Origin of the sequence: Thalassotalea algicola, from assembly GCF_012932965.1 — a bacterium.
Classification (GTDB): Bacteria; Pseudomonadota; Gammaproteobacteria; order Enterobacterales; family Alteromonadaceae; genus Thalassotalea_F; species Thalassotalea_F algicola.
The window spans coordinates 293,684-316,554 of sequence record NZ_JABBXH010000003.1; the positions used below are offsets into that span (position 1 = coordinate 293,684).

Annotated in this window: 19 protein-coding genes; 13 read left to right on the plus strand and 6 right to left on the minus strand. The window is 38.8% G+C overall.

Annotation, left to right across the window (positions count from 1 at the left end):
- Positions 1 to 91: 91 nt before the first annotated feature.
- Complete coding sequence (locus HII17_RS10045; RefSeq protein WP_169075237.1) at positions 92 to 1,111, minus strand: sensor domain-containing diguanylate cyclase; 1,020 nt, start codon at positions 1,109 to 1,111, stop codon at positions 92 to 94.
- A 228-nt stretch (positions 1,112 to 1,339) separates the two neighbouring features.
- On the opposite strand from HII17_RS10045, the gene HII17_RS10050 reads away from it, so the two are divergent.
- The 3 genes from HII17_RS10050 (at position 1,340) to rlmB (ending at position 5,234) form a co-directional block, all read left to right on the plus strand.
- Positions 1,340 to 1,954: a tetratricopeptide repeat protein gene (locus HII17_RS10050; protein ID WP_169075238.1), complete on the plus strand. Its 615-nt coding sequence runs from the start codon at positions 1,340 to 1,342 to the stop codon at positions 1,952 to 1,954.
- A 71-nt stretch (positions 1,955 to 2,025) separates the two neighbouring features.
- Positions 2,026 to 4,455: a ribonuclease R gene (gene rnr / locus HII17_RS10055; RefSeq protein WP_169075239.1), complete on the plus strand. Its 2,430-nt coding sequence runs from the start codon at positions 2,026 to 2,028 to the stop codon at positions 4,453 to 4,455.
- 23 nt (positions 4,456 to 4,478) lie between these two features.
- Entirely contained in the window at positions 4,479 to 5,234 is a 756-nt protein-coding gene (rlmB, locus tag HII17_RS10060; RefSeq protein WP_169075240.1) for a 23S rRNA (guanosine(2251)-2'-O)-methyltransferase RlmB, read from the plus strand.
- Positions 5,235 to 5,236: 2 nt separating this feature from the next.
- Here rlmB and HII17_RS10065 read toward each other — a convergent pair whose 3' ends face one another.
- On the minus strand, positions 5,237 to 6,118 hold the full coding sequence (locus HII17_RS10065; protein ID WP_169075241.1) for a type 2 periplasmic-binding domain-containing protein: 882 nt from the start codon (positions 6,116 to 6,118) through the stop codon (positions 5,237 to 5,239).
- A 376-nt stretch (positions 6,119 to 6,494) separates the two neighbouring features.
- On the opposite strand from HII17_RS10065, the gene HII17_RS10070 reads away from it, so the two are divergent.
- On the plus strand, positions 6,495 to 8,138 hold the full coding sequence (locus HII17_RS10070; protein WP_169075242.1) for an SUMF1/EgtB/PvdO family nonheme iron enzyme: 1,644 nt from the start codon (positions 6,495 to 6,497) through the stop codon (positions 8,136 to 8,138).
- A 47-nt stretch (positions 8,139 to 8,185) separates the two neighbouring features.
- Here the strand turns inward: HII17_RS10070 and HII17_RS10075 are convergent, their stop codons facing one another.
- Positions 8,186 to 10,015: a winged helix-turn-helix domain-containing protein gene (locus HII17_RS10075; RefSeq protein WP_235938708.1), complete on the minus strand. Its 1,830-nt coding sequence runs from the start codon at positions 10,013 to 10,015 to the stop codon at positions 8,186 to 8,188.
- Positions 10,016 to 10,261: 246 nt separating this feature from the next.
- On the opposite strand from HII17_RS10075, the gene rpsF reads away from it, so the two are divergent.
- The 5 genes from rpsF to HII17_RS10100 all read left to right on the plus strand — a co-directional run bounded on the left by rpsF (position 10,262) and on the right by HII17_RS10100 (position 13,671).
- Positions 10,262 to 10,669 (plus strand): 30S ribosomal protein S6, encoded by a 408-nt coding sequence (gene rpsF / locus HII17_RS10080; protein ID WP_169075243.1) that lies wholly within the window; start codon positions 10,262 to 10,264, stop codon positions 10,667 to 10,669.
- 10 nt (positions 10,670 to 10,679) lie between these two features.
- Positions 10,680 to 10,988 carry a primosomal replication protein N gene (gene priB, locus HII17_RS10085; RefSeq protein WP_169075244.1) on the plus strand — a complete coding sequence of 103 codons (309 nt, stop codon included), beginning with the start codon at positions 10,680 to 10,682 and terminating at the stop codon, positions 10,986 to 10,988.
- Between the two features lie 10 nt (positions 10,989 to 10,998).
- Positions 10,999 to 11,226 (plus strand): 30S ribosomal protein S18, encoded by a 228-nt coding sequence (gene rpsR, locus HII17_RS10090; protein ID WP_074500237.1) that lies wholly within the window; start codon positions 10,999 to 11,001, stop codon positions 11,224 to 11,226.
- Positions 11,227 to 11,243: 17 nt separating this feature from the next.
- Complete coding sequence (gene rplI / locus HII17_RS10095) at positions 11,244 to 11,696, plus strand: 50S ribosomal protein L9 (RefSeq protein WP_169075245.1); 453 nt, start codon at positions 11,244 to 11,246, stop codon at positions 11,694 to 11,696.
- Between the two features lie 148 nt (positions 11,697 to 11,844).
- On the plus strand, positions 11,845 to 13,671 hold the full coding sequence (locus HII17_RS10100) for an EAL domain-containing protein (protein ID WP_169075246.1): 1,827 nt from the start codon (positions 11,845 to 11,847) through the stop codon (positions 13,669 to 13,671).
- Here the strand turns inward: HII17_RS10100 and HII17_RS10105 are convergent.
- The 3 genes from HII17_RS10105 to HII17_RS10115 all read right to left on the minus strand — a co-directional run bounded on the left by HII17_RS10105 (position 13,625) and on the right by HII17_RS10115 (position 19,910).
- On the minus strand, positions 13,625 to 14,575 hold the full coding sequence (locus tag HII17_RS10105) for a 1-aminocyclopropane-1-carboxylate deaminase/D-cysteine desulfhydrase (protein WP_169075247.1): 951 nt from the start codon (positions 14,573 to 14,575) through the stop codon (positions 13,625 to 13,627). The genes HII17_RS10100 and HII17_RS10105 overlap by 47 nt on opposite strands.
- A 75-nt stretch (positions 14,576 to 14,650) precedes the next feature.
- The gene (locus tag HII17_RS10110; protein WP_169075248.1) at positions 14,651 to 18,856 is read right to left on the minus strand and encodes a transporter substrate-binding domain-containing protein; all 4,206 of its coding nucleotides are present in this window, start codon (positions 18,854 to 18,856) and stop codon (positions 14,651 to 14,653) included.
- Position 18,857: 1 nt separating this feature from the next.
- Positions 18,858 to 19,910 (minus strand): HD domain-containing phosphohydrolase, encoded by a 1,053-nt coding sequence (locus HII17_RS10115; RefSeq protein ID WP_328824518.1) that lies wholly within the window; start codon positions 19,908 to 19,910, stop codon positions 18,858 to 18,860.
- A 405-nt stretch (positions 19,911 to 20,315) separates the two neighbouring features.
- Here HII17_RS10115 and HII17_RS10120 point away from each other — a divergent pair, with 405 nt between their 5' ends.
- The 4 genes from HII17_RS10120 to HII17_RS10135 are packed head-to-tail and all read left to right on the plus strand — an operon-like array spanning position 20,316 to position 22,865.
- Complete coding sequence (locus tag HII17_RS10120; RefSeq protein WP_169075250.1) at positions 20,316 to 21,227, plus strand: type IV pilus biogenesis protein PilM; 912 nt, start codon at positions 20,316 to 20,318, stop codon at positions 21,225 to 21,227.
- Positions 21,220 to 21,843 (plus strand): PilN domain-containing protein, encoded by a 624-nt coding sequence (locus HII17_RS10125; protein WP_169075251.1) that lies wholly within the window; start codon positions 21,220 to 21,222, stop codon positions 21,841 to 21,843. The genes HII17_RS10120 and HII17_RS10125 overlap by 8 nt, the downstream gene beginning before the upstream one ends.
- A complete protein-coding gene (locus HII17_RS10130; RefSeq protein ID WP_169075252.1) occupies positions 21,827 to 22,543 on the plus strand; it encodes a type II secretion system protein M in 717 nt (238 codons plus the stop codon). The genes HII17_RS10125 and HII17_RS10130 overlap by 17 nt, the downstream gene beginning before the upstream one ends.
- Positions 22,536 to 22,865: a hypothetical protein gene (locus HII17_RS10135; RefSeq protein WP_169075253.1), complete on the plus strand. Its 330-nt coding sequence runs from the start codon at positions 22,536 to 22,538 to the stop codon at positions 22,863 to 22,865. The genes HII17_RS10130 and HII17_RS10135 overlap by 8 nt, the downstream gene beginning before the upstream one ends.
- Positions 22,866 to 22,871: the final 6 nt, after the last annotated feature.

The following is a 22,871-nucleotide window of genomic DNA, read 5'->3' on the forward strand; positions in this document are numbered from 1 at the left end:
AATTCAGCCAGAAAGCTCAAATTAGCTTATCATCCTTAGGCTTAGTATTAATAATAGCGCTGTGACCAGAGTTTGCAATCTTACACAGAGCTTAAATTGTGTCGTAGCTCAGTTTCTTATTCTTATGCAAGTAAAGTTGCTCGTCAGCTCTTTTAATGAGCTCATCCATTGATTGCAAACCATCGCTTTGGGCCGCACCACAACTAATGGTTATTGGTAGTAACATGTTTTGATATGGCATTGGATTATTATCAAAAAATTCAGTTAAGCGTTTAGCTGCTCTTAATGCGTCAGCATATGACTGGCTGGCAAGGGTGACGACAAATTCATCGCCTGCGTAGCGGAAACAACGATCTGTTTCACGAATTAGCTCTTTTAATTGGTTGGCAACATAAGCAAGTACTTTGTCACCACAATCATGACCATAGGTGTCATTGATTTGCTTGAATTTGTTGCAATCAATGAATAACAAAGAGAAGGGAACGTCATAGCGTTTCTGGCGGCTAAGCTCTTCCGTAATACTAACTTCCATTAGTCGTCGATTGGCAACGCCCGTTAGGCGATCATAATTTGCCATGTATTCGAGTTGCTCTCGCACTAACACATTCGATAAACACAAGCTTACCTTAATTGCGAGTTGCTCTAAGTGAAAAGTGCCAAGTTCTGGTGAAAAGCGGTCAAGTGATTCATCGATAAGTAACAAGCTACCAAACAATTTTCCTTCAAGCTTCACTGGAATAAATGCGGCAGATTTTGCCCCTGCAAATATATTAGTTGGTAATATGCAGTCAAACTGGCTTAAATCATTCGTTAGTAGTGGTTTACCGTCAGGGTGAAATAGGTTGAGGCGTTGCTCACTAATTTGACGGGTATTAGCTTTATGCCAGTCGGTTTGAGCTACATTACTTAATATATAGCTTATGGGTGTCGGTTCGACGAGCAGTAAGTGAATGCTGTGTAAATTGAATTTATCTTTAATTAAGGTGAGCAAAGTTTGCAGCAACTCTTTACTGGACTTGCTACTTAGAATTTCCGTTTCAATCTCAAACAGCTTTTGAGCTATAGCTTCATTGACTCTAGAATTCTCAATTAACTGTTCTAATTGCGACATCTAACCCTACTCAATTAAACTAGCGATAATTTCATTGTTAAGAATTATTGGCTTCGTGGCAAGTAAAAAATTGCACTTAATTAACTGCTATCTTGGTACTGAAATTGCTGTAAAAATTTAATAGCTTGTCGTCAACAATTCGACAATTTTACGAATTAATGGCTTATTCAATAAATGTTTTGCTTGATTTGCCGATAAAGAGATTACTCAATTTAAGTGGTTAAAGAAATGCGATTTTTATTTTCTATTATTCTATTCAGCATCATGAGTTTGCCTGCTAATGGTCAAAACTTGCAGGCGGTGCAAATTTATACTGACAATCAATTGTTAGACTTAATAAAAGAAAATAAGCATTTAAGCCAAGTAGTTTTAGATGAATGTCAGCTAGTTCAAGACATAGAAGCTCGAGCTATTAGAGCGCAAATGCCTTCATATCAATTTTTATGGGGCGATATGTTGGCTTATGGAGTGTGTATAAAAAAGAACGTTGAACTGGGGTTGTATTACATGCAAAGTGCCGCTGATCAAGGATTACCAGAAGCATTAGAGCAAATGGGCCGTTATTATCATATTGGCAAGTTTATGCAGCCTGATCTAGAAAAAGCGATAGTGTTTTTAAAAGCGGCCGCGAGTTCTAATAACTTAAATGCACAATTGAGATTAGCAGACATCTATAATCGAGGGCACGGTAGTCCACTTGATTTCCCTGCTTTATATTCGCAGCTGCATCATGCTGTAACCGATGATAAGAAAATTCATAAACGAATCAGTACGTCTCTTTCAGAACTAGCAGAAAAAATGCCGGAACATATCGTTGCAAAGGCTAAACGAGTGAAATACTAAATTTCTTGCTAATTTGCTCACTAGATTAAGTATTTAGGTTTATAATACAAAAAAAATCTAGAGCAAATCATGTGAGCCCTAAAGACCCTTTCCAACAGCGTGAAGCACAAAAATACGAAAAGCCAGTTGCTAGCCGTGAGCACCTGCTTGAGCTTATCAAGTTATCACCTGTCCCACTTACTTTTAGCGCGATAATTAAAAAACTTGGCTATAACAAGGATGAAGAACGCAAAGTTGGTGTTAAAAGACGCCTAAGAGCGATGGAAAATGCAGGACAGCTAACCTTCAATAAATTCAAACAGTACGTGATTGCAGACCAAACTAACAAGCTTACCGGTCGGGTTATTGGTCACCGAGACGGCTATGGTTTTTTTGCGCCAGATGGCGGTGGCAAAGACTTTTTTATTTCTTCTCATGAAATGCAAAGGGCAATACATGGCGATATAGTCGAAGCAATATTGTTAGACCGTACCGATCGTCAAGGCCGTAAAGAAATTAAAATACTCGATGTCATCGAACCTCGTAAGAGTGGCATAGTTGGCCGTTTCTTTGTTGAAAATCATTTAGCTTTTGTCGTACCAGACGATGCTCGGATTAATCAAGATATTATCATTGTGCCTGATGGTAAGTTAGGCGCTCGTCACGGACAGGTTGTTGTGGTGGAAGTAATTCAGCGTCCTAGTAAACGCTCAAACGCTGTCGGTAAAGTTACTGAAGTGTTAGGCGATCATATGGCGCCAGGCATGGAAATAGATATTGCTTTAAGAGAGCATGATTTGCCGCACACATGGCCTGAAAAAGTAGATAGAGAAATTGAAAAGCTTTCGGAAGAAGTTGAAGAAAGTGCCAAGCTTGGTCGTAAAGATTTACGAGATCTACCTTTAGTTACTATTGATGGCGAAGATGCTCGAGACTTTGATGATGCTGTTTATTGCGAACGCAAGAAATCTGGCGGCTGGCGACTTTGGGTCGCTATTGCTGATGTAAGTTATTATGTGCAGCCAGGTTATGCATTAGACGACGAAGCGTTCACTCGAGGTAATTCTGTTTATTTCCCAAGCCAAGTAATTCCTATGCTGCCGGAAAAGCTTTCTAATGGCTTGTGTTCGTTAAATCCAGATGTTGATCGTTTATGTATGGTTTGTGAAATGACCATTAGCGATCGCGGAAAACTGTCAGGTAGTAAGTTTTACCCTGCAGTAATGCGCTCCCATGCTCGGTTTACTTATACAAAAGTTGCTGCCATTTTAGATGGTGATAAAAAGCTTCGAGAGCAATACTCTGATAGGGTTTCAGAGCTGGAAGAGTTACACGCGCTGTATACGACATTAAACGACGCTAGATTAAAACGTGGTGCGATTGCATTTGAAACTGAAGAATCTCGTTTTATCTTCAATGAAGACAAAAAAATAGAGGCAATTTTGCCACTTGTACGAAACGACGCGCATAAAATGATCGAAGAGTGCATGATCCTAGCAAATGTTGCCACGGCCAAATTTGTAGAAAAGCACAGTATGCCAGGGCTCTTTCGAGTTCATGACAAACCGAGCGAAGAAAAGTATAAAAACTTTGTCAGCTACTTAGCTGAACTTGGTCTGTCGATGCCCTTTACTGAACAGCCTGAGCCACAAGATTATTGTGATATTTTAGCAAAAGTAGCAGATAGACCCGATCAAGAGCTTATTCAAACCATGCTGCTGCGTTCGATGAGACAAGCGGTATATCAAAGCGATAATATTGGTCACTTTGGTTTAGCCTTGGAATCCTATAGTCATTTCACTTCACCGATTAGGCGCTATCCGGATTTAGTTATTCATCGAGTGATTAAAGCGATTCTAGAAGCGCAAGAAAATAACCCAGTGAATATTGGGTGCTTTAGTTATTCTGAAGAGCAAGTGGTTGCTTTGGGTGAGCATTGCTCGATGACAGAGCGTCGAGCAGATGATGCCACCCGTGATGTGTCAGATTGGCTAAAATGCGAATACATGCAGGATCACGTTGGCGATGAATTTACAGGAGTAATTTCTACGGTTACCAATTTTGGTATGTTTGTGCGCTTATCTGATTTGCATATTGAAGGTCTCATTCATATTACTTCGCTTGGCCGAGATTATTATCATTTTGATGATGTTCGCATGTGCTTAACTGGAGAAAAAACAGGTGCGAAATACCATGTAGGTGATGTACTAAAAGTACAAGTTGCATCGGTAAACCTAGATGAAAAGAAAATAGATTTAGTGCTGGCTGGCGAAGATGCAGTCTTAAAACGAGCAAAGCCGCTTCGAGGAAAGGACAAAAATGCCAAACCTCCGATGCGAGACAAATCCAAAGCTAAAGCCAAAAGTGGAAAACGCGGTGGTGTAAGTTATACACCAGATAAATCGACGGATAAAAAATCATCGGGTAAAAAGACAAAACACGAAAAAGCTAAAGTTACTAAACGTAAAGCCCGCAAATCGAGGCCGGGCAAAAATGCTCGAAAGCAGAAAAAAGTTAAATAAGGTCAAAGGTATAAAAGAGCACTATGGCAAAAGATGAAATTGTTTTAGGTATTCACGCAATAAACGCATTAATAAAACGTTCGCCAGAGCGTTTTATTGAGATGTGGCTACTAAAAGGTCGTGATGATGAGCGTTTATTACCCATTATCAATCTAGCAAGAAAATACAAAATCCCAGTGCAGTTTGTTCACCGTAAAGTGCTCGACGATAAGGCCGATGGCGAACAACACCAAGGCGTTATTGCTCGAGTAACGCCAGGTAAAACTTATACAGAAAATGATATTGAAGACATTTTGTCACAAGCCGATAGCCGTGATGAGTTGCCTTTTTTGTTGATCCTTGATGGTGTTACTGACCCGCATAATCTTGGCGCATGTTTACGAAATGCTGATGCAGCTGGTGTACAAGCAATTATAGTTCCTAAAGATAAAGCAGCTCGCATAACGGCAACTGTAAGGAAGGTCGCGGTAGGTGCTGCTGAAACAGTACCTTTAGTGCAGGTTACTAATCTTGCACGTACCATGAAACAGCTTCAGCAAATGGGTGTTTGGATAATTGGTACGGCTGGAGAAACCGATTCTTGTCTTTATGACGTTAAGCTTGACGGGCCGATGGCATTAGTTATGGGGGCAGAAGGTAAAGGCATGCGACGTTTAACTAGAGAGCATTGTGACCAATTAGTTAAATTACCTATGGCTGGCAGTGTTTCCAGTTTAAATGTGTCAGTAGCTACAGGCATTTGTTTATTTGAAATTGTCAGACAAAGACTTAAACAATAGTTTTAAGGGTAGAGTTTTAACCATAGCTGCTCATTATTCGTGTCAGTGGACGCTGGCAATGTGCGATTAGTTAGATGGAAATAACGTTTATTGCGCCATTGAGCAAGTGGAAAGAGGTTTAATGTTGCAGCGTGACTTTTTCTTAGCATTGTTATGCTGCCATCTTCTAAAGCTTGTATTAACCCATATTCAATTTGTTCTGCCAGTATTTTGTTTTGCGTGTTTGTGAAAAAATAAATAGGGAAAGGGTAATGTAGAACCAGCTCGTCATACATTACTAGTTCAGGGTAACGCTCTTTAGCTGCTTTTAATTCAGCATAACCTTCAAATATTGCTCTTGGGAAATAGTCACAACGCTTCTGGGCAAGCATTTTAAACATAAGATCAAAACGAGATACGCGAATAACCTGATAACCGTTATCCTCTAAAATATCGGAATCTGGCCAATGTTCGCCTTGGCAGGCGAGTTTTTGCTTTAATTCTACTTCAGTGATATTGCTAAAATCGTTTAGGTTATCTCGATGAACTATTGAGACTCGATAACCTAATAAGCCTTTAAATAATGGAATTTTGATAGGAATAAGTTCCTGTTCGCGTTCATTATTGGTGCCAGCCCAATGAATATTCACTAAATTGTTGGTAAGCAGTTTAATAGAGCGACCTTGAGTAGTGTTCTGGGCATCAATAATTTCAATAGCTTTATATGGATATAAGGCTTTGCTTTTATCTAACGCGAGTGTTAATAAATCTCGAAAATATTCATAGCTGGCATCTTCAATGGATTGTGCTCCCATCACTTTTATGCTCAGTGACTCTTCTGCACATACACTTAAAGAGTGAGAAAATACAAATAAAAGTGTTGTGATATATTTATTAAATACCATCAAATTAGAATTTTAACCCGCCGAATATCTTTACAGTCTCTTATGAACATAGTCGAAGTTAAGAAAAGATTCACTGTTAAAGTAACTACATATTTATAGAGTTCTAACATAACTTCTCGTTGCTCTACTCATCAGTAGAAGGTAATAAGTGGCTAACTAAAGGAAAGTGTTGCTGGTTATACATATTGCCTATGTGTCAACATCGTTAAGTTCAATAAAAGCAATTACTTAGTTCGTTTATTTTCGTATTTTTTGTTTCAAAAAATCTATAATTTTTCTATTTTTGGTATTAAATATAAGTTTTTTAGGACTTTAATTAAGCCAACTTGAAAAACTATCTGAGTATTTAAAACAACATAAACTCAGGAAGTTAATAATGAAACCTAACAAGTTATTCATCTCTTTATTTCTTACTTCGGCATGCTTCGGAGCACATGCTGGTCAACAAATTAAGCCTATTGAACCGATCATGGTGACGATTCCAGCTGGTAGTTTCGACATGGGCTCAACGGAAAGTGAAAGTACTCAACCGATTCACACTGTATCGTTACCGGAATTTAGTCTAGGTAAATACGAAGTTACTGTGAAGGAGTTTGGTCAATTTATTCATGCAACAAATTATCAGGCTCCAACAGAGTGTAGACACGAATTGGATGGTTGGTTTAGGCCATCAAGCAAAGGTAACTGGCAAACCAATGCGCTGAATACTAGCGAGTTTCAGCCTGTCGTTTGTATTAATTGGCAAGCAGCTAAAGCTTATGTCGATTGGCTGGCAAAAGAAACCGGTAGACCATACCGTTTGCCTACAGAAGCCGAGTGGGAATACGCTGCTCGTGCAGGCACCAAAACTACATATTCATTTGGTGATGAGTCGAAAGTGAATGTCTGTGAATATGCCAATACTGCAGATTTGTACGGTGAAAGTATATTACAGCGTGATCGAAATACCAGCTACGTAAACTGGAGCACAGGAATTAATAACTGTTCTGACGGCTCTGCGTACGCAAGCATCGTTGGTATGTATAAACCTAACCCATTCGGATTGCATGACATGTTGAGTAACGTTTTAGAGTTCTTGCAAGACTGTTATGTAGATAATTATCAAGGAGCACCGGTTGATGGTTCGGCACGCGAGAGTGAAAATTGTGAACGTCGAGCGACAAGGGGAGGAAGTTGGCACTGGAACCACTGGCCGTTAACTAATCGTGGTCGAATTCCTGTCGATTTTGCTGGTGGTGTTGATGGCTTTCGTATTGCGCTCGATGGTAAAGCGCCTAGTTTAAGTAAGAAAACTAAGGTATTTAAGAATGCATTGCTACATGCACAAAACCTTGAACAAAAACGACGTGACTTAGTAGCTGAATTGCCGGCAAAAGTCGAAAACCTAGTTCTTAACGTAGAAGATGGTTTAGTGAAGCTGACTTGGGATAAAAGCAGCGATGAAGAAGTGACAGGGTATCGTGTGTATCGTAATCAAATCGCGGGAACCATGTTCAAACTAAGAGGTATGAATATTAAAGGAAGTGAATTTGTAGAGCCTCTTGTAGATAACTCTTACGAATACGTTGTAGTTGCTGTTAAAAACCATATGCAAGGGGAGTACAGTGAACAGGTTAAAACGCCAGTTGGCTGGACAAGCATTCCTGGGCAAGTGGAAGCTGAGTGGGGGGAAACCATCACCGGTGCCGCGATTACTATGAGCTCAGATGGTGAAGGCGATTTCAATTTAACGGGGCGTGATGGAATTGCTAAGGATGCGGAAATGACTTATCAAATTAATGTACCGAAAGCGGGCCATTATGAGTTGAGTTATCGTGTAGCAACACCAAATGAGGTTAATGGGTTTGATGTGTTATTAAATGATAAGAAATTAGCTACAGCTGCAATTGACGTGACGGGTGGCTACCATGACTGGCAAACCCAAACAGCATCAAAAGTATACTTACCTAAAGGTAAGCACATACTTAAATTAAAGTCGTTAGACAGCTTCTGGAAACTCAACTGGATTGCACTCAACTAGCAAGCACTGATTACTACTTTTTTAGCTTCATGTTGTCAATGGACAAACTATTGTATGTTGATGGCATGAAGCTTTTGTTGATTGCGGCGTGACCAATACTCGGTTGCGTGTTCTTCAATGTAGCGGAAATAGAAGTCGTAATTAATTTGCTTGTCCGGCTCATCGCACATCAGTAAAGCAATATCGAGCGATAATGATCTTTTTCCTGCAAGTTGTGCTTGTTCAAAAGCTTGTTTTCCATAAGTTTGATATTGTTCCTGCTGTTTCAATTCTTTAGCTAACCGGGCTTTTAATAGGGTGTTTTCAGGCGTTGTTGTATCGAGCGGGTTAACTAGTTCACTCGCCAAATTAAGTCGCCCAGAGGAAATGTAATAATCGAGTAATTGTCGACGACTAGATTGCGCCACCCAATGGTTGGGTGTGTGTTCGGTGTAAGTGAGCACTTGCTTTAAGTGAGGTTCTCTTTGAGCTGGACTATTGCTGTATATTGCATGGTGAAAGGGAATTTTGGCGTAGTGATACTGCGGCAGCTTGTAGCCATCCATTTTACTTTCAGCTTGTTGCAAATATAAGTACTTGTCGTCATGACGCTTGTGTTTATGTGCGAGTACAGAAAGGTAGGTTAATGCATGCAATTCACGTTCTATGTCATTTACCGCTAACGCGTGTTTAGCTGAGAGTAAAAGATGTTTTTTGATAGCGTTATAATCGCTATTTTGGTGATCTAACCAAGAACGGGCATTGTATGTATCAGCCAGTCGCCTATCATCTTTGATAGCTTCAAATGCTTTTTGCGCATTCATAAGTTTGTGATTACTTAACTCGAATATTTCTTTGTTGGTTAGAATGCTGCTTTGAAAAAGTAACGCATTACCCAGCTGTTGTGGGTTGTTTTCTTCTATGGCTAGCTGTTCTAGTTTGTCCGCTAGCGTCATCGCCGTATCGTATTGCTCCATCGTAATGTAAGTGTCAACCAGACGGTTTAGAACCAACAAATCTTTTGGTGATTCTTGATGTGCGATAGATAGCCTCGCTTGCTTTACCTCTGGTGACAATGGTTTAGTAACCATTTCTAAAATAAATGGTTGCTGTAAGTGAGCCGCGAGATTTTTTGTCAATTGTTCAATGGTGGTGCCAGACATTTGCCCTTGCCAGTCGCCGCTTAAGCCTTTTAGCAAAAAATCTAGGTGAACCTGCTTTTCAGAACGCCAAAATGAGCCTGATAAAATGAGCGGGTGTGATTGTTTAAGTGATTGGTAACTCAGTATTTGTGTTGCTTCATACTGCTGTGCAGAGATGTTTTTGAGTTCATTCACTTTGAAGGTTAATTGGTGAATGGGTACTTCTTGTTCAGCCATATTGGTGAAAGTAAACGGGACAATCGCAACTTGTGGTTTACTCTCCTTATTCACTGAGAAAACGCTAGAAAAATAGCTAACAAAACCAATCAACAATACCGCGATAAATGCTATTAATCTCCAATGTGTTTTATTTTGTGCACGAGTTTGTTGTGCTGTGGAGGGCACATTTACTGGCTGAATAGGGGATTCAGCATTTTGGCATTGAAATGTCAGTTGCCATTGATAGCCACGCTTGGCAAAGGTTTTAATAGCGTTACCACCAAATAAGCTACGCAAATGGCTGATGTTCTGGAAAACTGCTTGCTCAGAAACTACTTTGCCTTGCCATACTTCAGATAATATTGTGTCTTTACTAACGACCGATTGGTTATTTTCCAATAAGAGCTTTAGCAAAAGAGCTTCATTATGTCGAATCGCAATTGTTTGTTGATTGTGCTTAAGAGTTAAGCTGTTGGCATCAAATTCAAACTGTTCAAAGTAGTAACGCATTGAGTGATTATTGTCGTTTATTATCATTTTTAGCACGCTAGTGTACTTAACCTTTGTTGAGAATGGCAAAGAAACTATTAGCCGAATTGCAACAATTTTTATATTAAGACAACTCTCTTATCGATAAACTTCCTTTGCTCTAAGTAAAAGCTTGCCTTTATTGCTTAATTTCCCTACAATACGCGACCTTAAATCAGCCGCAAGTTTTGTTCCTTGCCTCAACACTGGTGTTGGCTGAGCCAGATACGAGGCTACAACCGTAAGGAGCTCGTAATGCGTCATTACGAAATCGTATTTATGGTTCACCCTGATCAGAGTGAACAAGTACCTGGCATGATCCAGCGTTACTCAGACATGATCACAGCTGCTGAAGGCACAATCACTCGTCTTGAAGACTGGGGTCGCCGTCAACTAGCTTACCCAATCAATAAACTACACAAAGCACACTACGTTTTATTAAACGTTGAAGCGCCACAGTCTGTTATTGATGAATTAGAAACTTCTTTCCGTTATAACGATGTTGTTCTACGTAACATGATCATGCGTACTAAAGCAGCGGTAACTGAAGCATCGCCAATGGCAAATGCTAAAGATGACCGTCGCGAAGATCGCCGCGAAGCTAAGAAAGAGGTTACTGAAAAGCCAGCTGCTCCAGCTACAGAAGAAGCTGCTGCTGAATAATTAGTAATCCGTGACAAATAATTGTCTTGTTTTAGTTGGTAATGTGGTTAAACCACCTCAATTATCAACCAGCCCTGCCGGGGTTCACCATTGTCAGTTTTCGATTGAGCACCGCTCGATACAAGTTGAAGATGGAATGAATCGTCAAGCATTTGTAAGAATGCAGGTGGTGGCAACAGGCGATTGGTCACAAAGATTAGCATGTGAATTAACTGAGGGTATGCAAGTTCAAGTGTCAGGTTTTATTAACCGTCACGAATCAAGAAGCGGAAATCCAATTCTTGCATTGCATGCTCAGCAGATTGAAATGATTAATTAGGAGAAATCCCATGTCACGTTTTTTTAGACGTCGTAAGTTCTGCCGCTTCTCAGCGGAAGGTGCTAGCGAAATCGATTATAAAGATATCGCAACACTTAAAAACTATATCACTGAAAGTGGTAAAATCGTTCCTAGCCGTATCACTGGTACAAGCGCTAAATATCAACGTCAACTTGGTCGTGCGATCAAGCGTGCTCGTTACTTAGCATTATTACCATATACTGATTTACACAAGTAACCTAAAGGGGCATTAAGATGGAAGTTATCCTTCTAGATAAAATCGCCAAGTTAGGCGGCCTTGGTGACAAGGTAACGGTTAAGTCTGGTTACGCTCGTAACTACTTATTACCACAAGGTAAAGCTGTATTCGCATCTAAAGCTAACGTTGAGCACTTTGAAGCTCGTCGTGCAGACTTAGAAAAGCAATTAGCTGAAGCGCTAACTGCTGCTGAAGCAAAAGCTGCTAAAATCACTGAAATGGCTGAAGTAACTATTGCTTCAACTGCTGGTGATGAAGGTAAGCTTTTCGGTTCTATCGGTACTAAAGACATTGCTGATGCAATCACTGCAGCTGGCGTTGAAGTAACGAAAGCTCAAGTACGTATGCCTTTAGGTACAATCCGTGAAGTTGGTGAATACGATATCGTAATTCACTTACACACAGATGTAGACGTACACGTTAAAGTTGTTGTTATCGCTGAAGCTTAATTAACAATTTTAATTAAAAAACACCATGGACTTAGGTCATGGTGTTTTTTTATGCCTGTAATACAATCTATTAATGGTGAATAGGTGGTATTAAACTTGTATCAAGTCTATAACTATTAAAGAGATGGATTTTTGACAGGTGACATGAGTGCCACAGATTTTTAAGCACACACTAACGGCAGTTATTAAGCGATTTGATATTGGCGCACTAATACTTTATTTGGCGTGTGTTGGCTTCATATTGACTTCATTATGGTATGAGCAAAACCAACAAGCTGCTCTTATCAATCAAATACCTAGTCAATGGTATCCAAGCGCGTTAGTTGAAGTAAAGGAACTCACCAGCCAACAAATTATTTATCAAGAGCGAAGTAATCGTTTTAACCTATTGAGAACGGTTAATCGTGACTCACTCCAATTTGTTTTTATACACCCGATAAGCCTTCTTATAACTTCTTGGCTTTTTCTTGCCTTTAACTTTATTTTTGCCCTTTGTGTATTGGTTATTAGACTAAGTTTACTCAAAGCGCTTCAATCAACTTTTAGCCCGATACGAGCTTTAGAAAATTGGGCATCACTTACCCGTATTCATGGCAAAGTACAGCCGATTACAGGTAAAGATCCTATTAGTGAATCAATTGCTGAAATTATCAAAAACTTGCAAGAAGCAAAAAATAAGCAAGGCGAAAATGAGCTACAAATTAGGGAGCGTTTATTATTAGACCCTGAAACGGGGGTAGGTAATCGCGAGTATTTTAATAATCGTTTGGAAGCGTTATTAAAAGAAGAAGATTCTCGAGGTGCTGTGTTGATTATTTGCCTAAAAGATTACGATACAGTTCAAACCGCCTATGGGGCACATCAAGCATTAGAATCAGTTGAGCAATGTATTGCGTTAATAAAGAAAAGGTTGGTCAACTATAGCAACTATTTTATCGCGCGCCCGAATGAAGCTGAACTTGCTTTACTATTACCTGGCCTTTACGCTGATGAAACGGCTAAACTTGCTGATAAGCTAATGGCCAGTTTTAAGCAAATCCCATTACCTGTTGGTATAACCAAAGATGAATTTATTCATGCAGGCATTGCATGCTTTGCCGGACAAAATCAAGCATATAAAGTGATGGCTGAAGCGGATATGGCGTTGCGAAATGCGCAACTACAAGGGCCTTCTCAATGGTTTATGTACGACAGTGGCGAGGTTGCTAGCGAAAGTGCTAAAGGCTCGCTAAAGTGGCGAACATTCTTAACTAATGCGATTGAAAAAAATGCTTTTGTGATTTTCTTTCAACCTGTGATTGCCAGCCAAAGTGATCAAATCTTACATCATGAAGTGTTATCAAAAGTCCGTGACAACCAAGGAAAGCTCATTAGTGCACGAGTATTTCTGCCTATGGCACAAAAGTGTGGTTTAAATGCACGGGTAGATTTGTTAGTTTTTGAACAAGTTTGTCGGCTTTTGCAGTACGAAAAAAAACAACAAGAAGCTTGCAGTCTTAATGTCTCGATTGATGCACTCTTAGATGAGAAGTTTATTGAAGTGATGTTCACTAGGCTCGCTCATACACCGGATATAGCTAAGCGTCTGATAATAGAGGTTAGTGAATATCACTTGGTTAAAAAGCATAGCAAACTAATCGCAGTATTAAGTTTGCTGCATGAACTTGGCGTAAAAATACTTGCTGATAAGGTAGGACAATATGTCGTTAGTACAGATTATTTAAATGATTGCCCAATAAGTTTTATTAAACTACATCGCAGTATCGTTTATCAAATACATGAAAAGATAGAAAACCAAGTATTTATCCAAAGTTTAAAAGCGCGTTGTATTCAACATAATGTGAAGATTTATGCGTTAGGTGTTGAAAGTAAAGACGAGTGGCGGACTCTAGTTCATTTAGGAGTAACTGGTGGTCAAGGGCATTTCTTTACAGAGCCTGTGGCGCAGATGGCAGATGCGATTGTATTACCCTAATAAACTCTTCAGGTAGTAATTTTCGTTCTATTTGGCCACCTAAACCTTGTAAGCCACCCGTATGGATGAGCACAATACGATGGCCGCTAGGAAAGTAACCTTGTTCTAGTAGTTCCAGTAGTGCTAATACCATTTTCCCAGAATAGACAGGCTCAACTGGTATGCCAGTTTGTGTGGAAAATTGAGCAAGCTTAGCGCAATCGTGCTCAGAAAACTTTGCGTAACCACCACGATGATAGTCCGTTAATAATGTCCAGCTACCATCCTGACTAACATGAGCTAACTCTTCTATTACACTGTTTAAATACTCTGCTTGCTTTAGCACCGCCACGCCTAAAATATGGTGCTGAGCATTGTCTGCTTTGATCAAACCTGAAATAGTACCAGCGCTACCAACAGGTAGTATTACTGTATCGAAATCAATTTGTTGGTTGAGTTCGGTTATTACTTCACCAACACCAGATAGCGCTGTGTGATTGGTACCACCTTCAGGGACAATATAATATTCAGGATATTGTTGTTGCAGCTGATAAAGGTACTCTTCATTGTGGCGGCATTTGTAGGTTTTTCTATCAACAAACTCTACCTGCATACCCCAATGTCGTGCCCATGTTAAAGTATAATTATTTTGATACTGAGCTTCGCCACGGACAATACCAATAGATTTCATGTTATTTTGTTTGCAAGCATATGCGAGTGCATGAATATGATTAGAATAAGCACCACCAAAACTCAATATTCCCTGTTTATCAAGCTTTTGAGCAGCTGCAATATTGCCTTTTAATTTTCGCCACTTATTGCCTGAAATGATCGGGTGAATTAAGTCATCGCGTTTAATGAATACTTCTACACCATAGCGTTGAAATATTGAAAGTTTTATTGGTTGTAATGGAGATGGTAGCAAGGCGAAATTTAATTCTGAAATGGTGTGTGAATTTTGACTTTAAATTGTAAAAATTACAATTAATTACGCTCAGCATTATCTATCGCTTAAGTTAGAGAATTCGTTTAGTAATGCTTTTATCGCAACAATATCAAAAATATCAGTGGCTTCTATTAGTCTTGTCGAATAGTCATGAAGCTGTTCAGAGTTATGTTCTTGCGCTAATTGACTAAGATTTTGGGCGAAATTAGCGATATCACTCAGATTATTATTGAGCTTGAGTTGTTCACATTGAGACATATAGTGATCGGCTAGTAATATTCTTAATGAGTCGCTAATTTGTTGAACAACAGCTTTCTCTTCTTGCTGAAGACTTTCTTTTTCGTAAGGTAAGTGATTTTTTAATTCAGATATCAACTCTTGTTTTAATACGGGTTTTCTTAAATACCCAGCAAAGTTTTCTCTTCGCATTAATTCATAATCATCTCGCATTACGGATGCGGTAAGGGCAATAATTGGCAATGTTGGTTTGGATTTTTTTATAATGTTTGCCGCTTGATAGCCATCCATTTCAGGCATTCGAATGTCCATAATGATCAGATCAAAGTCGCTAGATTCGGCTAATTTTACAGCTTCTAAACCATTCGACGCTTCCATAAACTCTATGCTAAGCGTACGAAAGATTTCAATTAGTAGTTTTCGGTTGTCTAAGATGTCGTCAACAATCAATACCCGAGTATTCTTGAATTTTACATTGCTAACTTCTTCGGTGTCTTTAGAGGTGCTTTTTACATCTTTAATCGCAGCGACATCGATACTTCGAAGATAAACTGAGAAGCAAGATCCGACCCCTAGCTTGCTCGTAACAGATAATTCACCATCCATTAGCTCGGTCAGTCGTCGGCTAATTGTTAGACCTAAACCTGTGCCACCATACTTTCGAACGCTCTGTCCTTCTTGTTGCTGAAAGCTTTCGAATATATGAGATAGCTTATCTTCAGAGATACCAATGCCTGTATCTTGAACGTCAATTCTTAAATCTACTTTACTATGAATCTTATCTTCATTAAGCGCAGTTGCTGTTAATGTAATAACACCTTTGTCTGTAAACTTAACGGCATTACCTACTAAGTTGAATAAAATTTGACGAATTCGAGTGGAATCTAATAGCAAAGCGCTAGGGATACGTTCATCTATTTCGAGCATGAAATCTAATTGTTTGCTTCGAACGTTCATTGTAAATATTTTGCTGATATCGTCAAAGATGTCGTGCGGGTTATGGACCTCTTTCGAAATGGTCAATTTACCGGCTTCTATTTTGGAAAGGTCCAAAATGTCGTTAATAAGCAGTAATAAGGAGTTGCCAGCAGACTTAATTGTTTGCACAAATGACTTTAGCTTATTGTCTTGTATTTGCTCGTGCAAAAGTTCGGTGAAGCCGATAATCGCGTTCATCGGCGTTCTGATTTCATGGCTCATATTCGCTAAAAATTCGGATTTTGCTTTATTGGCACTTTCAGCTTTATCTTTCTCTTGTTCCAGCGCACGTTCCATCACTATTCGGTCGTTAAGGTTAACCACAATGTGAAGTAACGCTGTTTTTCCTTGATACCGGATTGGTATTACAGAAAGCAGGCCATCTATAATGCGTTTTTCAGTTGTTGTAATTTGGACCTGTTGTTCATAAATGTCTTCTATGTTTCCATTATAGAATTGAGATGCGGATATTTGATTTATATTGCTTTCGTCTAATTCCAGCTCATCAATAGCGTTCGAATTAGCCATCAGTAATCTGTTCGAGTTTATATCTACCACATAAACGATGACAGGAATGTTGTTTATTACAACAGAAAGATTTCTTTCACTTTGCTTTAGAGAAAGCTCGGTTTTTGTCCGCAACTCTATTTGTTTTTGTAATTGTTTGTTCCATATAAAGATAACAATGATAATTAAGGCGGCGATTAGTACCACGATGCCAACCAATTTATAGTCGGTCTTTATAATAAGATCTTTACTACCCCAACGATCTAATACTTGCTGCTTTTCGGCAGTACTAATACTGTTTAGTACTTTGTTTAAAAGTGGCACCAGCGGCGCGTGCTGTGGTTGTACGGCAAAACTTACTTCAAGTGTGTAATCAGTTTTACCAACAATACGAAGGCCGCTATAACCTTGTTCTGCAATATAGTAGTTGGCTTGTGCTAATGAGCTAATAAATACATCTGTTTTACCTGAGGATAGCTCTTCTAATCCTTTAGCTGGCGTATCGACAAACGTAAATTCTTTATTAGGAAACCGACGAATGATGTCCTTGGTGCTAGGGTAGTCTTTTAATAAGGAGATACGTTTATTGATTATTTGCTCAATACTATTAATGTATTTATTTTCGTTTTGCATAACAAATACGATGGGAGTATTGATATAACTATTTGAAAAAGACATTGAATCAAAGTTTTTGTAATTGGGAAATGCGGAAACAATATCGGCTTTTTGGCTAAATACCTTTTCTTTACTTTGTTGCCAATTTTCGGTCTGAATGGGTTCAAAAGTAATATTTAGAGTGTCGGCTACGATTGCTAAGTAATCATGTATGATGCCTACATATTGTGCATCGGCATCTAATGCTTCAAACGGCATCCAGTTTGGATCGCCGACAATAGTAAATTTGTTGTTTTGGTTCAACCAAGCTTTCTCACCGGGGGTGAGTGGTACAACTCGTTTAACTCTTTCCAATGAGTAATCAACGAGCCATTTGTCTAATATTGGCTGAAGACCATTTGTTTCAAGTGATAATAGTGCCTTGTTTAAAATACTGATGAGTTGGCTATAGTCGTTTCTTACAGCAATGTGCAATGAATTTATTGGCGAGTTGGGTAATGTTTTAAATGCTTTTATAGAAGTTATATTTTTGGCATTTAGAATATAATTTATAACGGCATGTGAGTCATAAAGTATATCTGCATCATTCTCCAGTAACGTTGTTATCGCTTCCTCTGGTGATTCAACATATACCATTGTAATGTTAGGCAATAACCGCTTGATTTCATCTTCTTTAGCGCTATCTCTAATAATTGCTATGCGTTTTCCTGATAAGTCATCAATGGTATTTACCCGTGAATCTGTTCGAATAAAGAAGTAATTAAGCAAACTAATATAGGCATTTGAAAATAGTAAATTTTGTTCTCGCTCTTTTGTTTTAAATGTCGCAACCAGAAGATCTTTTTCTTTATTTTCAACTTCTGCAAGTGAGGTTTCCCATACGTTGGTAGAGAAATGAAATTGAAGCCCAGTTAATTTTGCTATGGCTAACAAAAGATCATGTCCTAAGCCATCATGCAATCCTTGCTCATTGCTAAATTCAAATGGCGCCCATGCATAATCACCAGCAACATTGATCACCGGGTGATGCTTAATCCAAATCTTTTCTTCTTCTGTTAATTGGAGTGGGTTGTTGAGGAATTGTTCGCCTTGTTGCAAGCTGTCGATATACAAACCGTCACGTTCTGAGGCAAGGTCTTCGATTGTTTTTGTTTTGAACCATTTGTTATGAATATTTCTGTGTTCAAGTGGGCTGATGGCATCAAGCCCTTTTTGAATTATACTAGCGAGTTCAGGGTGCTGCTTACTTGATACAATATGAATGGGATTCTTGCCTAAATGCCGTGTGGACTTGAATGGCTTTATTGTATTTATACCTTCTTCTTCTAGCGTATAAATTAGCGCACCATATGTATCAAATAAAATGTCAGCTTCTCGCTGTAATACCAAGTCAATTGCACCGCCAAACGTCTGAGCATCGACCATAATTATTTTAGGAAAGTGCTCTTTTATGATTTCTCTATGAGCATAGTCTTTTGGGATGGCTAAACGTTTACCGTCTAAATCTGCAAATGTTTCAACATTGATGTCTTGATGAACAAAAAAATAGTCTAGTGCTTCGAAATAAGGAGTAGAAAAATTGAGAAAGGTTTCTCGTGCTGGTGTTTTATAAACCGCAGGTAAGATGTGAATCTCATTTCGCCTAATACGTTGTAGATTGGCCTGCCAAGTATCGATTACCAGTTCAAACTTTAGGTCGGTATTTTTTGATATTAATTCAAGGTAATCATTTGCGATTCCCTGATATTGTCCTTGGCTGTTGACGAAATTAAATGGTGTCCAATCTAGACTACCACCTACAAGGACTTTTTCATTATTTGCTAACCAAGCTTTCTCTTTGTCTGATAAGTTAACTTGCGCACTTAGCGCCGGAAAAAGTGCTAAGCACAGGCAGGTGGCAAGTAAAATTGAACGAAAGGACATTTTATTGTTTCATTATGTCCAAAAACTCAGGCAGATGATCAATTAGTATATCGACTAGTGCTGGATCAAAGTGCTTACCACTATTGTCTTTTATGTACGTTATAGCATCATCAATTGTCCATGCGTTTTTATACTGACGTTTATGGGTCAAAGCATCAAATACGTCTGCCAATGCGACTATTCTGCCATATATATGAATTTCTTCGCCTTTCAAACCGAGAGGGTAGCCTGTACCATCCCATTTTTCATGGTGCTCTTTCGCAATTATTGAAGCCGCTGTTGAAAGACGTCTTTTAGAATTTTTAAGTAATTCGTACCCTTTTTCAGCGTGGGTTTTCATGACAGTCATTTCTTCTTCTGTCAGTTTGCCAGGCTTGTGAAGAATTTCTTTAGGAATGGCAATTTTACCTATATCGTGCATCGGAGAGGCTAAAAAGACACTATTGATATCACTTTCGCTTAGCGAAGGGACATAGCTGGCGAGCAGTCTACTCATTTCAGCAACTCGTTTTATGTGCTGTCCTGTTTCGTCAGATGTCGACTCCATTACTTCCATCAATATGTAAATCATTTCACATTGATTTTTTTCAATTTCATCTGCTAAACGCTGTGCTTGAAGTTTTGCTTTGGTTTCGACTTCATCAGCGTATTTTTGGAGGAATGTACGAGATTGTGATAGTTCTATGTGTGTTTTTACACGCGACAATAATTCGTTGGCGTGAAAAGGTTTGGTAATATAATCAACTCCGCCAGCCTCAAAGCCTTCGGCAATTGAATCGGCATCAGCCTTTGCGGTCAAAAATATAACAGGAGTGTGTTTGGCGTGCTCTATTTTTTTGAGTCGACGGCAAACATCGAAACCATTTAATTTTGGCATCATTATGTCGAGTAAAATTAAGTCAAATCCACCCGATACAATTAAATTTAACGCTTCTTGCCCATCAGTCGCAAAAGAAAATGTATAACTATCTTCCTTTAAAATATTCATCGCCACTTGAATATTTTCAGACACATCATCGACAATTAAAATACGAATATCACTACCGCTTTTCACAATTATTTCCCTATTCATGTTTACCGCAAACACAGATGACAGTATTAGTAAGTTGCTAAACAAGCTCTGTGGGGTAAGGTAATCAGAATACTTTTTTTTCTCAATATAGCAAGAAAACTCTTATGAATTTAAGTAGGTTTTGGCGTGGGGATTCGCTTAGTTTTAGGGCAGAATGTTCTGTCTATGCGTATGTAACTGAAAAGAATTTCTAATAGCCTATGGCGCTGAAGACAAGGCGAGGGCTGTTGTTGAATTACTCACTTCAAGCAAAATTCACCGTACACTTTAATCAAATTTGCGCTTATAGCTTGTTTTTCTTGCTAAAACACTTGCGTGAATAAGCGAATCGGGGATAATGAAGTTGCACGGTTATGTGCAGCTGATTTGAACAATAAGAATCGTTGAATGTCGTTTATAACAAAAATATCAAAGCTGTTTGCCAAGACTGAACCACGTCACCAACTCGGTATTGCTTTTCGTCAAGATGCCTTGGCGTTTTGTTTTGCTTCTGAGCAGGGGCAGTTCCAATATCAACAAACACCTATAACCAATGGCGAGCAAATTGCCGCATTGGCACAGGTATTGTCAGTGGATAATTTATCTTCCCAAGGACATGTGATTCTTGCGCCTAGCCAATATCAAATCGTAGCGATAGATAAGCCAGATGTGCCAGAAAATGAAATTATCAGTGCTTTAAAGTGGCAGGTGAAAGAATTGGTGACCATTGCTCCGGAAGATATGATCCTAGATTATTTCTCTGGACCAACGTTAGCTGGTGGTGCAGAAAAAATTAATGTTGTTTGTGCACAAAAGTCGTTTTTAAAATCCGTTGTTGAAGAATTTGAAAATAGTGCGGTTTATCTAAAAACAATCGCAACAGAAGAGTTTGCTTTTGCCAGCTTAGTGCCTTTTCAAGAACAAGCGGTAATGCTACTTTGTCAGCAACCGAATGAAGAAATAGTGATTCTGATCGTTAAACATGGCTGTATTTATTTTCATCGCCGATTACGTGGTTATGCACAGTTAAGTGCAAAATCAATCGAAGAGCTATCATTTGGCGCAATCGATTCATTAAGTTTAGAAATTCAACGTTCTTCAGATTATTTTGAACGCCAATTAAAGCAAGCGCCTATCAAAGAAATTCAATTAATCTTGCCAGTGAAAACGCAGGACTTTATTGCGACAAAGTTGGCTGAAAATACCAATACACCCGTAAAGGCATTTGAATTTGACCAAGCTCATCTAGATAAAACCATGTATGCCGCTGCTATCGGTGCCACGATGCTAAATCAATTGGAGGTAAAAGCTAATGCTTAAGCCGTCGATCAATTTATTACAAGCAGAGTTGTTACCTGAAAAAACGTTTTTTACCTTAAAAAATGTCGTGATTATCTGGTGTGTCTCATTGTTATTAATGATTTCACTTAGTGGCTATAGCCAATGGAAAGCAGCAGATTTGGCAAACCAAGTAGCTCAATTAGACCGCGAGAATAGCCAATATAAAAAGCAATCACAGGCATTACAAACTCAATTGGCTAATCATAAGGCTGATAGTGGGTTATTGGCAGAACTGGCTACGTTGAAATCACTTGCTCATAACAAACGATTTTTATATAGCCACCTGACTAATACTGACTATAGCTATATCGGTGGCTTTGCAGCAGCGATGACAGAATTTTCAGATTTGCACAGTAAAGATATTAGTTTAGAGCACATTGTTATTAAGCAAAATGAGTTATTATTTTCCGGAATTGCTCGAAATCCTAATGCTGTACCTGAGTGGTTAGAGAAGTTTGAGCACTCTAAAGTGTTGTCAGGAAAGTTATTCCAGCAATTTAAAATGAGTGAACGAGAAAAAGATAACTTAGTAACTTTTACTGTAAGTTCAACTAATGCTGATTTATCTGGAGGTAGTCATGCAGCAGTGGAATAGTTACGCTGAAAAGTTTTTGCAACTCACTAAACGAGAACAATATATTGTTTTCTTCGCCGGTTTGTTCTTGTTTTTATATGTGCCTTATATATTGATTATTGAGACTAATTTTGCACAAATCGACCAGCACTCTACCAAGATCGTTACGCTTAAAAACTCTGTAAAAACGGAGAAGCAATCCATTGAACTGTTTGAACAGGCATTAAACGAAAACCCTAATGCGCCTATTGAAAAACAGATTGCTCAACAGAAAGAGAAGCTTGAAAAAATTGATGCTCAATTATTGACGCTTACCTCAGAATTAATTAACCCGATACAAATGCGCAAAGCCCTTGTTGAATTATTAGCGCTTGAGCCAAATGTTTCTTTAGTGTCATTTGAAGTGTTAGCTCCTAAAGCACTGCTAACCGACAACAAGCAGATAGCTGCTGAGGAACAAGACAAAGACGATAACAAAGCGTCAAACTCAGCTAAAACAGTAAATAGTAAAGCGCAACCTGTCGGGCTGTATCGACATGGAATACAACTAAAATTGAAAGGCCGGTATGCGTCTTTACAAGACTATTTGGTGCGATTAGAGCGGTTAAAATGGAAATTTTTCTGGCAAGATTTTGAATTGAAAGTGACTAAATATCCAACCAACGAATTATCGGTTACTTTATATAGCTTAAGTACAAAGCGAGATTTTATCGGTGTATAAACTTATTATAGGAATAGTTTTTTCGCTAGTTGCCTTGAATGTGCTAGCTAAAAGTGACCCAACAATGCCACTAAGAGCAGGGCTTGCGTCTACAGAAGGTAGTGAGCGTCAAAAAAATTCTGATATTGTGTTGCAGTCGATAATTAAGTCGACGACATCTACAAATCTAAAAGCCATTATTAGTGGCAAGTTAGTTGAACAGGGACAGAAGTTGTTTGGCTATACAATCGTAAAAATTGATGGACGAAGTGTTACGTTGCAGTCAGAAGATCGGGCAAGGAAGTTAACCTTATTTACCCAATCTGTCGTGAAATATAAATAAAAGAAA